General features: G+C 73.2%; 10 protein-coding genes. All 10 read left to right on the plus strand.

What is annotated here, in order from left to right; all coding sequences use genetic code 11:
* The first annotated feature begins 113 nt into the window (after window positions 1–113).
* A complete protein-coding gene (locus AD017_RS18220) occupies window positions 114–1508 on the plus strand; it encodes a glutamate mutase L (RefSeq protein ID WP_060574920.1) in 1395 nt (464 codons plus the stop codon).
* A 295-nt stretch (window positions 1509–1803) separates the two neighbouring features.
* Entirely contained in the window at window positions 1804–3306 is a 1503-nt protein-coding gene (gene ahcY / locus AD017_RS18225) for an adenosylhomocysteinase (RefSeq protein ID WP_010240528.1), read from the plus strand.
* A gap of 89 nt (window positions 3307–3395) precedes the next feature.
* Complete coding sequence (locus AD017_RS18230) at window positions 3396–3872, plus strand: NUDIX hydrolase (protein WP_010240531.1); 477 nt, start codon at window positions 3396–3398, stop codon at window positions 3870–3872.
* A gap of 16 nt (window positions 3873–3888) precedes the next feature.
* The gene (locus AD017_RS18235) at window positions 3889–4527 is read left to right on the plus strand and encodes a dTMP kinase (protein WP_010240534.1); all 639 of its coding nucleotides are present in this window, start codon (window positions 3889–3891) and stop codon (window positions 4525–4527) included.
* A gap of 25 nt (window positions 4528–4552) precedes the next feature.
* Window positions 4553–5230: an MtrAB system response regulator MtrA gene (mtrA, locus tag AD017_RS18240; RefSeq protein ID WP_010240537.1), complete on the plus strand. Its 678-nt coding sequence runs from the start codon at window positions 4553–4555 to the stop codon at window positions 5228–5230.
* Between the two features lie 19 nt (window positions 5231–5249).
* Window positions 5250–7073, plus strand: coding sequence for an MtrAB system histidine kinase MtrB (gene mtrB, locus AD017_RS18245; protein WP_010240540.1), 1824 nt, complete (start codon window positions 5250–5252; stop codon window positions 7071–7073).
* Window positions 7070–8815, plus strand: coding sequence for an LpqB family beta-propeller domain-containing protein (locus AD017_RS18250; protein WP_010240542.1), 1746 nt, complete (start codon window positions 7070–7072; stop codon window positions 8813–8815). The genes mtrB and AD017_RS18250 overlap by 4 nt, the downstream gene beginning before the upstream one ends.
* A gap of 157 nt (window positions 8816–8972) precedes the next feature.
* A complete protein-coding gene (locus AD017_RS18255; RefSeq protein ID WP_082538365.1) occupies window positions 8973–9704 on the plus strand; it encodes a ComF family protein in 732 nt (243 codons plus the stop codon).
* 360 nt (window positions 9705–10064) lie between these two features.
* Complete coding sequence (hpf, locus tag AD017_RS18260) at window positions 10065–10724, plus strand: ribosome hibernation-promoting factor, HPF/YfiA family (protein ID WP_060574922.1); 660 nt, start codon at window positions 10065–10067, stop codon at window positions 10722–10724.
* A 220-nt stretch (window positions 10725–10944) separates the two neighbouring features.
* A complete protein-coding gene (gene secA / locus AD017_RS18265) occupies window positions 10945–13800 on the plus strand; it encodes a preprotein translocase subunit SecA (protein ID WP_249266045.1) in 2856 nt (951 codons plus the stop codon).
* Window positions 13801–13806: the final 6 nt, after the last annotated feature.

Below are 13806 nucleotides of genomic sequence, written 5' to 3' on the forward strand. Positions count from 1 at the left end.
GACCGTAGCGTCGATCTGTGAGCCGCCTCACCACCTGACGGGGCCGGTCGGCTGGGGGAACGCTCCGTCCGGGCACTCCTGGTGACGGCCCGACCGCACTACGCTCGCCCCCCATGACCGATCCGTGTTCCGGCGCCCCGGATGATCCGGACACCGCCGCGGTCTGCCTGGACGTCGGCTCCAGCTGGACGAAGGCGGTGCTGGTCCACCCGGACGGCACACCCGCCGGTTTCGCCGAGCACCCGACGACCGCGGACGTGATCGAGGGGGTCGACGCGGCGGTCGCCGCCGCGGCGGTCGCCGCCGCGGCGGCGTCGATCGGGAGACGGACCGGTGGGCCTGCCCTGGAGGTGCTCGCCTGCTCCTCGGCGGGCGGGCCGCTGCGGCTCGCCGTCGTCGGGGCGGACCGGCTCGCGGCGACCGAGGCCGCGCACCGGGCGTGCCGGTCGGCGGGGGCGCGGGTGGTGGGGGTGCACACCGGCCCGCTGGAGAGCGACGCGGTCCGCGAGCTCACCGATCAGCGTCCCGGCGCGGTCCTGCTGCTGGGCGGGGCCGAGGGCGAGGACCCCGGCGTCGTCCTGCACAACGCCGGGCGGCTCGCCCGGACCCGGGGTGGCTGGTCGGTGCTGCTCGCCGTCGCCGACGCCGCCCGGGACGAGGCCCTCGACCTGCTGCGGGCGGGGGGCCGGGACGTGACCTCGTACCCGAACGCGACGCCCCGTCCCGGGGAGATCGTGACCGGGCCGGTGCGCGACGCCGTCGCCGAGCTCTACGCGGGCCAGGCGCTCGGGGTGCGGTCGGGGCCCGGCGGGTTCGGCGACCTGGCACCCGTCCGCACACCGGTCGCGGTGGCGGCCGGTGCCGGGGTGCTGGCCCGGCTGACGGGGACCGGGGTGCTGGTCGTCGACGTCGGGTCGGCGACGACCGGGGTGCACCTGGGGACGCCCGGGCCCGGTTCCGGGGTGATGACGGTCGAGGGTGACCTCGGCGTCCGGGACGGGGCCGGCGGCGTGCTGGTGGAGGCGCAGACCGAGGGGCTCGTCGATCCGGTCGAGGCCGACCTGCTGGCCCCGGCCGTCGCGGCGCTGGAGGCGTCCGGTCCGGCGGTGCCCGCCGACCGGGGTGCGGCCGCCGAGGACCGCAGGCTCGCCGCGATCGCCGCCGTCGTCGCGCTGCGCCGGCACCTGCGGCACACCGGCCTGCTCCCCGTGGACGTCCCCGGGGCTGCGCCGGACCGGATCGTGCCCGTTCCGGCGGAGCCGGCCGCCGGCCCGGCCGGTGACATCGGTCTCGTCGTCCTCACCGGGGGAGTGTTCCGCCAGCGCGACCCCGCCGCGCTGGCCGCGGTCGCCGAGACGGTGCGTCGTGACCCCGTCCTGCCGGCGATGCTCGCGCAGGTCGAGGTCCGGGTGGACACCGAGTCCGTGCTCGCCCCGGCCGGTCTCCTGGCAGCGCACGGCCGCGAGGACGCCGCCCGTGCGCTGCTCGTCGAGCGCCTCGGCGGGTGAGCGTCGTCCGGTTGACACCCTCCGGGTCCCTGGGAACGATGGTTCCTGCGAGAGAGCCGGGCGCCGAGAGGCGCTGCAGCGGTCACGCACCCGCACGGGTGCCGCCGCCACGCTCGGGGCCCGGCCCGGCACGGACGAGGAAAGGGCGCCTGTCTCCGACGAGGAGGGAGGGCGCCGTGCTTCCGTGTACGCCGCACTTCGCCTCCGCCGGAGTCCTTCCCGTCCGGGATGCGGCCGGTAGCACCGGTCGCACGGATGAGTCCGACACGACCGCCCGAGGAGGCGCACCCACCCCATGACCGCATCCGAGACGACCGGCCACCCGAAGCTGCAGAACGTCAACGGCCTCGACTTCGCGATCGCCGACATCAACGAGGCGGAGTACGGCCGGAAGGACATCCGGCTGGCCGAGAACGAGATGCCGGGCCTGATCGACCTGCGCCGCGAGTACGCCGAGGCCAAGCCGCTCGCCGGGGCGCGGATCGCCGGGTCGCTGCACATGACCACGCAGACCGCGGTCCTCATCGAGACCCTGGTCAGCCTGGGTGCCGACGTGCGCTGGGTCTCCTGCAACATCTTCTCCACCCAGGACTACGCCGCGGCGGCCACCGTCGTCGGCCCGAACGGGACGCCGGAGAACCCGCAGGGCGTGCCGGTCTTCGCCTGGAAGGGCGAGACCCTGGAGGAGTACTGGTGGTGCACGGAGCAGCTGTTCAAGTTCCGTGACGCCAACGGCGACATCGTCGGCCCGAACATGATCCTCGACGACGGTGGCGACGCCACGCTGCTCGTGCACAAGGGTGTCGAGTTCGAGGAGACCGGCGTCGTGCCGACCGTCGCCGACGACGACGAGACCGTCGCCGACGAGGAGCGGGTCGTCCTGGCGACCCTGCGCCGCAGCCTCGCCGAGGACCCGAAGCGCTGGACCACCATCAACTCGGACATCCGCGGCGTCACCGAGGAGACCACCACCGGCGTCAACCGCCTGTACCAGCTCGCCGAGCAGGGCAAGCTGCTGTTCCCGGCGATCAACGTCAACGACTCGGTCACCAAGTCGAAGTTCGACAACAAGTACGGCATCCGGCACTCGCTGCTGGACGGCCTGAACCGCGCCACCGACGTGCTGATCGGCGGCAAGGTCGCGGTCGTCGCCGGCTACGGCGACGTCGGCAAGGGCTGCGCCGAGGCGCTGGCCGGCCAGGGTGCCCGCGTGATCGTCTCCGAGGTCGACCCGATCTGCGCCCTCCAGGCGCTGCTCGAGGGCTTCCAGGTGGCGAAGGTCGAGGACGTCATCCACACCGCCGACGTCGTGGTCACCACGACCGGCAACAAGGACATCGTCACGACCGAGCTGATGCAGAAGATGAAGCACCAGGCGATCCTGTGCAACGTCGGTCACTTCGACAACGAGATCGACATGGCCGGGCTGGGCCGCATCACGGGCATCAACAAGATCAACATCAAGCCGCAGGTCGACGAGTGGATCTTCCCGGACGGGCACTCGATCCTGGTGCTCTCCGAGGGCCGGCTGATGAACCTCGGCAACGCGACCGGCCACCCGTCGTTCGTCATGTCGAACTCGTTCGCGAACCAGACGATCGCCCAGATCGAGCTGTTCACCAAGCACGACGAGTACAACAAGGACGTCTACCGTCTGCCGAAGCACCTCGACGAGAAGGTCGCCAAGGTGCACGTGCTGGCGCTGGGTGGTGAGCTGACCAAGCTCAGCAAGGACCAGGCCGAGTACATCGGCGTGGACGTCGAGGGCCCGTACAAGCCGGAGCACTACCGGTACTGATCGGGAGGCCCCTCGGGGTCCGGGTTTCTCCGTCCGACGGCGCGGTGGCTGCAGCCGCCGCGCCGTCGGCGTGTCCAGGGGGTTCGTCCGTGATCGACCGCGGTTCCGGGGACGGCTGGGTGCACTGCGCCCACGGTCACAAGCACTGGGGGGTGTTCGGCGCCGCGGGCCTGCTGGTCCGGCACCGCGCCGCGGAGGACCCGCCCGGGGTGGAACGGATCCTGCTGCAGCACCGGGCGGGCTGGAGCCACCACGGCGGGACATGGGGGATCCCGGGCGGTGCCCGTGACCGGGGTGAGTCCGCGCACGACACGGCGCTGCGCGAGGCGGCGGAGGAGAGCACGCTCGACACCGCGGCGGTGGCCACGCTCGACGAGTTCGTCGACGACCACGGCGGCTGGACGTACACGACCGTGGTCGTGCGTGCCCTCGAGGCGCCGCCGGTCGGCGTGCGCGGTGCGGAGAGCACCGAGCTGCGCTGGGTGCGCACCGACCGACTCGGCGAGCTGGACCTGCACCCCGGGTTCGCGACCACGTGGCCCGTGGTCCGGGCCATCGGCGCCTGACCTAGGGTCAGCGCCCGTGGGACGGCTGGTGGTCATCGAGGGGCTGGACGGTGCCGGGAAGCGCACCTTCGCCGGCCGGCTGACCGCTGCGCTGCGCGCCGGGGGCGCCACGGTCACCTCGGCCGCGTTCCCCCGCTACGACGACGACGTGCACGCCGAGCTGGCCCGCGACGCGCTCTACGGGCGGATGGGCGACCTCGCGTCGTCGGTGCACGCCATGGCGGTGCTGTTCGCGCTCGACCGGCGCGACGCCGCGGCCGGGCTGCGGGCGTCGCTCGGCACGCACGACGTCGTGCTGGTCGACCGGTACGTCGCTTCCAACGCCGCCTACAACGCCGCGCGGCTCGGCCAGGACGCCCGTGGCGAGGTCGTCGGCTGGGTCAGGGAGCTCGAGATCGACCGGTTCGGTATCCCGGTCCCCGACCACCAGCTGCTCCTCGCCCCACCGCGCGCGGTCGCCGCCGAGCGGGCCCGCGCGCGGGAGCTGACCGAGGCCCGGCAACGGGACGCCTACGAGAGCGACGACGCCCTGCAGGCCCGGACCGACGCCGTGTACCGCCAGCTCGCCGACGCCGCCTGGCTGAGCCCGTGGACGGTGCTGGGCGATCCGGCCGACCCGGCCGGGCTCGTCGCCGACCTGCTGCAACGACCCTGACCACCGGACTGGGATAGTGAGGAACATGAAGTCGCGCGTGCTGGTGGTCGACGACGACCCGGCCCTGGCCGAGATGCTCACCATCGTGCTGCGGGGCGAGGGATTCGAGACCGCGGTCGTCTCCGACGGCACGCGGGCGCTTCCCGCCGTCCGGGACATGCAGCCCGACGTGGTGCTCCTCGACCTGATGCTGCCCGGGATGAACGGCATCGACGTGTGCCGGGCGATCCGCGCGGAGTCGGGCGTCCCGATCGTCATGCTCACCGCGAAGAGCGACACGGTCGACGTCGTGCTCGGCCTGGAGTCCGGCGCCGACGACTACGTCGTCAAGCCGTTCAAGCCGAAGGAGCTCGTCGCGCGGATCCGGGCCCGGGTCCGCCGCATCGAGACCGAACCGGCCGAGCAGCTCTCGATCGGTGAGATCGACATCGACGTCCCCGCGCACCAGGTGACGCGCGGGGGAAGGCCGATCGCGCTCACCCCGCTCGAGTTCGACCTGCTCGTGGCGCTCGCCCGCAAGCCGCGCCAGGTGTTCACCCGGGAGGTCCTGCTCGAGCAGGTCTGGGGGTACCGGCACGCGGCCGACACCCGTTTGGTGAACGTGCACGTGCAGCGTCTGCGGTCCAAGGTGGAGCGCGACCCGGAACGCCCCGAGGTGGTCCTGACCGTCCGCGGGGTGGGGTACAAGGCCGGGCCCCCGTGACCGGGTCCGGTCGCCGGCGATGAGCCGGGGCGGACTGCGTCGCAGGCTCGCCGGCGTGCCCGGGGTGCGCCGGATCGCCCGCGCGCTGGCGCCGCTGCGGGCGCAGGCGCACGAGCTCGGCGCGCTGGTCGCGGCGTCCTGGCGGCGGTCGCTGCAGCTCCGGGTCGTGGTGTCGACCCTCGCGCTGTCGACGGCCGTCGTGCTCGTGCTCGGGCTGGTGCTGCAGAGCGAGATCACCGAGCGGCTGTTGCAGAGCAAGGCCAACGGCGCGTTCGTGCAGGCGGACACCAGCCGGGTGGTACTGGAGGGCGAGCTCTCGGGCGTCGACCCGGACCGCGAGGGCGCGCAGGAGACGCTCGACTCGGCGTTGCAGCGGCTGACGAACACCCAGTCCTCCGCGCCCGGCTCGTCGGCCGCCGGTGACTACCGCGCCGCACTGACGACCGGCTCCGGCAACGGGCCGGAGGTCTCGTCCGGTGACGTCGGGCAGGTCACCTCCGAGCTGCGCGACACCGTCGCCGAGGGCGGTATGGGCCGCCAGTACGTGACGGTCGACGGCGTACCCACGCTCGTGATCGGGCAGCCGGTCGCGACGGCGGGCCGCGAGCTGCAGTTCTACCTGCTGTTCCCGCTGGAGGGGGAACGGCTGACGCTGAACCTCGTCCAGAGCACGCTGATCGTCGGCGGGCTCGTGCTCCTGGTCCTGCTCGCCGCGATCGCCAGCCTGGTCACCCGGCAGGTGGTGCGGCCGATCCGGCACGCCGCCGACGTGGCGGAACGCTTCGCGGGTGGCCACCTCGACGAGCGCATGGCGGTCCGCGGTGAGGACGAGGTCGCCCGGCTCGCCGAGTCCTACAACGAGATGGCCGGAAGCCTCGCGGCGCAGATCGCGCAGCTCGAGGAGTTCGGTGCGCTGCAGCGCCGGTTCACCTCCGACGTGAGCCACGAGCTGCGCACCCCGCTGACGACGGTCCGGATGGCCGCCGACGTGCTCTACGCCTCCCGCGACGAGCTCCTGCCCGCCCTGCGCCGCAGCTCCGAGCTGCTGGTCACCGAGCTGGACCGGTTCGAGGTGCTGCTGGCCGACCTGCTGGAGATCTCCCGGCTCGACGCCGGTGTCGCCGAGCTGGGTGCCGAGCGGATCGACCTGTCGGCCGTGGTGCGCCACGCCGTCGACGCCGTCCGCGGCCTGGCCGCCGACGCCGGCACCGAGCTGGTGCTCGACCTCCCCGAGGGCGAGGGGGTGGAGGCCGACCCGCGGCGGGTCGAGAGGATCGTGCGGAACCTGGTGGCGAACGCGATCGACCACGGGGAGGGACAGCAGGTGGAGGTGACGATGGCCGGCGATCCCGCGGCCGTCGCGGTCGTCGTGCGCGACCACGGTGTCGGGCTGCGGCCCGGCGAGGCGGACCTGGTGTTCAACCGGTTCTGGCGGGCCGAGGAGTCCCGCGCCCGGCGCAGCGGCGGCACCGGGCTGGGGCTGTCGATCAGCATCGAGGACGCCCGGCTGCACGGTGGCTGGCTCCAGGCGTGGGGCGAGCCCGGCAAGGGATCGGCCTTCCGGCTCACGCTGCCCCGGCAGATCGGCGGTCACATCTCCACCCCGCCGCTGCCGCTGGGCCCGCCCTCGGGCGACGACGAGGCCGGTACCCCGCGCGACGGACGAGCGGGATCGGTGCCCACCCCGCCCCGCGGGATCAGCGCCCGCCGCGACGACGTCCGCGGCCCGCGCGACGAGCCGCGCCCGGTGCACGCCGAGGACGCGTGGCAGATCCGCGGCGACGAGCACGCACCGGTGCAGCCCGCCGAGCGGGCCATCACCGACCCCGGTGGTGACCGGTGACCGCCCGGCGGGACACCGTGCCCGCGCTGCGATGGGCCGCCCGGGTCGGGATGGTCGTCTGTCTCGCGGTGCTGGCCGGCTGCGCCAGTGTGCCGGAGCACTCGTCGGTCCAGGTCCTGCGGCAGAGCGGCGCGGACGGTGCGGCGCTGCCGGACGGCCCGATCGAGGACGCCGATCCGCTTGGCCTGGTCCGCGGGTTCGTCTACGCCTCCGGCCGTCCCGACGACCGGCACGCGCTGGCCCGCCGCTATCTCGCCGCCCCGGCGTCGAGCTGGGACGACGGCGCATCGCTGACGGTGCTCACCGAGCGCTTCGACACCGTCTTCGCCCCGGACACCGCCGCGGCCGGCCCGGACCGCGCGGTCGTACGCGTGCGCGGTGCGCAGCTCGGCACGGTCAGCGCCTCCGGGGCGTTCGAGCCGGCCCCGCAGCCGGTCGAGGTCGACATCGGTGTCGTGCGCCAGGACGACCACTGGCGGATCGACCGGCTCCCGCCCGGGGTGATGGTCCGGCTCTCCGACTTCCGCGCGAACTACCGGTCGCTGCGGGCGTGGTTCGTCGACCCGCAGCGGGGCTCGCTGCTGGCGGATCCCCACTACGTCCCCAGCACCCGGCAGAACCAGCTGGCCGCCCGTGCGACCGAGGTCCTGATGCGCGGGCCGTCCGACGGGCTGGCCGGCGCGGCCACCACGCTGTTCCCCGCCACCGCCCGCCTGCGCTCGGCCGTCACGGAGTCGCCGGACGGCGTCGTGGTCGTCGACCTCGCCGGCGTCTCCGGGCTCTCCCCGCAGGACCGGCAGCTGCTCGCCGCGCAGATCGCGTCCACGCTGTCGGAGGTGAGCGTGCCGCGGGTGCGCGTGCTCTCCGACGGCGAACCGCTGCTGCCGGACCGGCCCGAGGTCACCCGGGACGACTTCGCGGCGCTCGTCGCCGGGCCGGAGCGGATGCCGACGTACCCGCTCGTCGTCGACGGCGGCCGGGTCCGCCGGCTGGTCGAGGGCGGGCAGGACGCTCCCGTCCCCGGCCAGGCGGGCAACGGCTCCTTCGACGTGGTCGACGCCGCGACCGCGACGCGGACCGACCGGATCGCCGTGGTCTCCCGGGAGGAGAGCGGCACCCAGCGACTCCTGGTCGGCCCGTCCGGCGGGACGCTCACCGCGACGCCGGTCTCCGGCGCGGTCGTCACCGCGCTGAGCTGGAACGCGGCCGGGGACGAGATCTGGGCGGTCGCCGACGGCAGGCTGCGCCGGGTCGCGGTGCCGGCGGCGGAGCCTCCGGCGGAGGCTCCGCTGGACACCAGGGTGCTCGACGGCGTCCGGGAGATCCGCGACATCGCACTCGCCAGGGAGGGCGGTCGCGTCGCGGTCGTCGCCGACGGGCGCGTGCTGGTCGGGCCGATCGTGCCCGGCCCCGGCGGTGCACAGGCGATCGGGCCGTTGCGCGAGCTGCGGCCCGACGACCTGGAGGACGCCGTGGCCGTCGACTGGCGGTCCAGTGAGCAGCTCGTCGTCGCCGCCGACTCCGACCGGCCCGTCTCGCTGGTGACCCTCGACGGCCTGATCCTCGACCAGTTGCCCGGCACCAACCTCACCTCTCCTCTGCGTGCGGTGACCGCCGCCCCGGGACGGCCGATCTACGTGACCGACCGGACCGGCCTGTGGAGCTTCTCCGGCGGGGAGCTGGACGCGTGGCGGCAGACGGTCGGTGCCACCACCGGCGCGCGCCCCTTCTATCCGGGCTGACCGGCCGCCGGTCCCTCAGCGGTGATCCTGCGGCACCGGGGCGCCGGCGGACCGCCCGATCCGCGGCCTGTGGACGGATCCGGCACTTGTGGACAACTCCTGGTCCGGGGCCGGCGACGGCCGACCGGTGCCGGTGCTCCGGTGCACTCTCCGGACCATGACGACCCACCGTGCCCCGACACCGTTCGCCGCCCTGCTGGACCTGCTGCTGCCCCGCACCTGCGGGGGGTGCGGCGCGGGGCCGCCGGGCAGTGGCGGCTGGTGCCCGGCCTGCGCCGACGACACAGCGGGCCCGATCGCGGTCCGGGTCCCGGGCGCGGGGCGGGTCGTGGCGGCCGCGCGCTACCGGGGGCCGTTGCGCCGGGCCGTGCTGGCCTACAAGGAACGCGGGCGTCGTGACCTGGCGCCGGAGCTGGCGGCGCTGCTCGTCCCCGCGGTCGCCGCGGTCCTGCCCGGTGGGCCGGGAGCGGTGGGCCCGGCCCGGGCCGACCCGGGCCGGGTCTGGCTGGTGCCGGCCCCGTCCCGGCCGTCGGCGGCGCGGGCGCGCGGGGGAGACCACGTCCTTCGGCTGTGCCGGGCGCTGGCCCCCCGGCTGACCGCCGCGGGGCTCCCGGCACGGGTGCTCCCGGTCCTCGCGCTGGACCGGCGGGCGCGGGACTCGGTCGGGCTCGACGCCGCGGCCCGCGCGGAGAACCTCGCCTCCGCGCTGCGCCCGGCGGGCGGCCCTCGTCGTGGTCCGGGCCCGGACGAGCCGGTGCTGCTGGTCGACGACGTCGTCACCACCGGAGCGACTCTGCGTGCGTGCCACCCGGTACTGGCGCGGATCGGGGTGCCGGCGGCCGGGTCGGTGCTGCTGGCCGATGCGACGACCCCGGTCCGCTCGCGGTGAACCGCACGAACCAGTGACTGCCGTCATGTGATGGTCGTCACATACGACTGTTTGCCGCAGCATGTCCCGAACGGCTTCCGGAAATGACCACTGTGGACTCCACGTGTGTGTCCTCCCGGTGAGCGGGAGGAAGTGACGGGCGTGTGTCACTCGGCTGCCACGAGATCGTCGCGGAGTGCGGTGATCGCGAGTCGTACGTCCCCCGAGCGGGTCGGCGAACGACCTGTCGGGCAGACGGCTTTACCGATAACGTCCGGTGAACTCGCAGCCGCTACCACATCAGGAGGAGCGACCGATAGCCCACCCCCCGGGGCCGTCGTCGAGTCCCGGGTCAGCACGACTGAAGCGAGGGATGTCCGAGTGGAGATCGTCGTCACCGGCCGGAACGTCGAGGTTCCCGACCACTTCCGTGGTCTGGTCGAGGAGAAGCTCAGCCGCCTGGAACGTCACGACCACAAGATCGTCGGGATGGAGGTGGTGCTCTTCCACGAGCCGAACCGCCGTCAGCAGAAGTCCTGCCAGCGAGTGGAGATCACCGGCCGCGGCGGCTGCGGAGCCGTCGCCCGTGCCGAGGCGTCGGGGCCCGACTTCTACGCCGCCCTGGACCTGGCCGCGGGCAAGCTCGCCGAGCGTCTGCGCCGTTCCCACGACCGTCGTAAGCCCAGCCGTCGCGACCGCGTGCAGGCGTCCCGAGCCGCCGCGACCGCGTCCGCCGTCGCGCTCATGGAGCAGGCCCCGCCGATCTCCGACACCATCCCGGCCCCCCGTGCGCACGACGAGACCCTTCCGGACGCCGAGATCGCCCGGCTCGAGGAGCAGTGGGACGCCGAGTACCGGCCCGGGCGGATCGTGCGGGAGAAGACCCACGGCGCCGCGCCCATGACGGTGGACGAGGCGCTGTCCCGGATGGAGCTCGTCGGTCACGACTTCTACCTGTTCTCCTGCAGCGAGAGCGGCCGTCCGTCCGTCGTCTACCGGCGGCACGGCTACGACTACGGCGTGATCCGGCTCGGCGTCTGACCGTCCGGCGCGGGTGCACGGCCGCCCACGGCGGTGCACCCGCGCCCGGCGGCTCCAGTGGTGGCCGGACCGGCGCGTCACGGGCGCGTGGAGCGTGCGGTGGCCGCAGCGGCGCGGGGCCGGACGTGGCGGGCACGTACGATGGCGCCAGGGCGGTGTGACCTCCTCCGGCGAGTGACGCCCGTCCCGTGTCCTGACCGCGACGTGAATGAGGTCGGCAGTGCCCTTCCTGAGTCGACTCCTCCGGGCCGGCGAGACCAAGCTGGTGAAGCGGCTCGGCAAGATCGCCGCGCACATCGACGGTCTGGAGCCCGAGTTCGAGGGCCTCACCGACGCACAGCTGCGCGCGAAGACCGACGAGTTCCGCCGCCGCCACGGCGACGGCGAGAGCCTCGACTCCCTGCTGCCCGAGGCCTTCGCCACGGTGCGGGAGGCCGCCCAGCGCACGCTCGGGCAGCGCCCCTTCACCGTGCAGCTGATGGGTGCCGGAGCGCTGCACATGGGCAACGTCTCCGAGATGGGCACCGGTGAGGGCAAGACCCTCACCTCGACCCTGGCCGTCTACCTGAACGCGATCCCCGGCGACGGCGTCCACGTCATCACGACGAACGACTACCTGGCCAAGCGCGACTCGGAGACGATGGGCCGGATCCACCGCTGGCTGGGCCTCACCGTCGGCGTGATCCTGGCCGAGATGACGCCCGTTGAGCGCCGCGAGCAGTACGCGCGCGACGTCACCTACGGCACGAACAACGAGTTCGGCTTCGACTACCTGCGCGACAACATGGCGTGGAACGCCGCCGACATGGTGCAGCGCGGGCACAACTTCGCCATCGTCGACGAGGCGGACTCGATCCTCATCGACGAGGCCCGTACGCCGCTGATCATCTCCGGCCCGGCCGAGCAGAGCGCCCGGTGGTACCAGGAGTTCGCGCGCCTGGCACCGATGCTGTCCCGCGACATCCACTACGAGGTAGACGAGCGCAAACGCACCGTCGGCATCACGGAGGAGGGTGTCGCGCTCATCGAGGACCAGCTCGGCATCGACAACCTCTACGAGTCCGCGAACACTCCGCTGGTCGGCTACCTGAACAACGCGGTCAAGGCCAAGGAGCTGTTCAAGAAGGACAAGGACTACATCGTCAACAGCGGTGAGGTCCTGATCGTCGACGAGTTCACCGGCCGCGTGCTGTCCGGCCGTCGCTACAACGAGGGCATGCACCAGGCGATCGAGGCGAAGGAAAGCGTCGAGATCAAGCCGGAGAACCAGACCCTCGCGACGATCACCCTGCAGAACTTCTTCCGTCTCTACGACAAGCTCGCCGGCATGACCGGTACGGCCCAGACCGAGGCCGCCGAGCTGCACGAGATCTACAAGATGTCGGTCGTCACGATCCCGCCGAACAAGCCGCGGGTCCGGGCCGACCAGGCCGACCTCATCTACAAGACCGAGGCCGCGAAGTTCGAGGCCGTCGCCGACGACATCGCCGAGAAGCACCACGCGGGGCAGCCCGTGCTGATCGGTACGACGAGCGTCGAGAAGTCCGAGTACCTGGCGAAGCTGCTGCTCCGGCGCAGCGTCCCGCACGAGGTCCTGAACGCGAAGAACCACGCCCGTGAGGCTGCGATCATCGCGCAGGCCGGGCACGCCGGCGCCGTCACCGTGGCCACGAACATGGCCGGTCGCGGTACCGACATCATGCTCGGCGGGAACCCCGAGTTCCTCGCCGACCTGGAGCTGCGCAGCCAGGGGCTGGACCCGGTCGAGACCCGTGAGCAGTACGAGGCCGCGTGGGACGCCGTCCTCGACCGGATGCGCAAGCAGGTCGGCGCCGAAGCGGAGGAGGTCCGCAACGCGGGCGGCCTCTACGTGCTCGGCACCGAACGGCACGAGTCCCGCCGGATCGACAACCAGCTGCGTGGCCGGTCCGGCCGGCAGGGCGACCCCGGTGAGTCCCGGTTCTACCTCTCGCTCGGCGACGAGCTCATGCGCCGCTTCAACGGCCAGGTCGTCGAATCGATCATGAACCGGTTCAACCTGCCGGACGACGTGCCGATCGAGGCCAAGATGGTCACGCGCGCCATCCGCAGCGCGCAGACCCAGGTCGAGCAGCAGAACTTCGAGATCCGGAAGAACGTCCTCAAGTACGACGAGGTCCTCAACCAGCAGCGCAAGGTCATCTACGACGAGCGCCGCCGGGTGCTCGACGGCGAGGACGTGCAGCGCCAGACCCGGAACATGCTCGAGGACGTCGTCCACGGCTACATCACCGGCGCGACGGCCGAGGGCTACTCCGAGGACTGGGACTTCGAGAAGCTCTGGACCGCGCTGCGCGGCCTCTACCCGATCTCGATCGACTGGCGCACCCTCGCCGACGACGTCGACGAGATCTCGGCCGAGGAGCTGGAGAAGTCCGTCCTCGACGACGCCGAGCGGGCCTACGCCCGGCGCGAGGCGGAGATCGACGCGCTGATCGGCCCGCAGGGCGGCATGCGTGAGCTCGAGCGCCAGGTGCTGATGCAGGTCATCGACCGCAAGTGGCGCGAGCACCTCTACGAGATGGACTACCTCAAGGAGGGCATCGGGTTGCGGGCCATGGCCCAGCGCGACCCGGTGATCGAGTACCAGCGCGAGGGGTTCGACATGTTCTCCGCGATGCTCGAGGGCATCAAGGAGGAGACGATCGGCCACCTGTTCAACGTCGTCGTCCAGGTGCAGCAGCCGGCCGCCCCGGTGCAGGAGGAGGAGCCGGTCACCACCGAGATCCCGGTGATCCGGCGGGCGCCGGCCGAGGACCCGAGCGAGAGCACGGTGGTCCTGCCGAACCTGTTCCGCACCACCCCGCCGCAGAACCTGCAGTACAGCGGCCCGGAGGAGGGCGGTGGCGTCAGCCGCCGCGGCGAGGACGGCGCTCCCGCCGCGGCGGGTACCGGCCGGACCGGTCGCTACGCGGCGCGCCCGGCCCAGGGGCCGCCCCCCGGCGGCGTGCCGAACGGTGCCGCGTCGCAGGGCGACGGCGGGTCGAACCGGGCCGAGCGCCGGCGCGCGGAGAAGGCGAACCGCCGGCGCCGCTGACCGGCA

The organism is Pseudonocardia sp. EC080619-01 (assembly GCF_001420995.1).
Taxonomy (GTDB): Bacteria; Actinomycetota; Actinomycetes; order Mycobacteriales; family Pseudonocardiaceae; genus Pseudonocardia.

Bases quoted from the DNA above. Each gene is read 5' to 3' on its own strand.
- AD017_RS18220 (WP_060574920.1), top strand. From the start codon at position 114: ATGACCGATCCGTGTTCCGGCGCCCCGGATGATCCGGACACCGCCGCG.
- ahcY (WP_010240528.1), top strand. From the start codon at position 1,804: ATGACCGCATCCGAGACGACCGGCCACCCGAAGCTGCAGAACGTCAAC.
- mtrA (WP_010240537.1), top strand. From the start codon at position 4,553: ATGAAGTCGCGCGTGCTGGTGGTCGACGACGACCCGGCCCTGGCCGAG.
- mtrB (WP_010240540.1), top strand. From the start codon at position 5,250: ATGAGCCGGGGCGGACTGCGTCGCAGGCTCGCCGGCGTGCCCGGGGTG.
- AD017_RS18255 (WP_082538365.1), top strand. From the start codon at position 8,973: ATGACGACCCACCGTGCCCCGACACCGTTCGCCGCCCTGCTGGACCTG.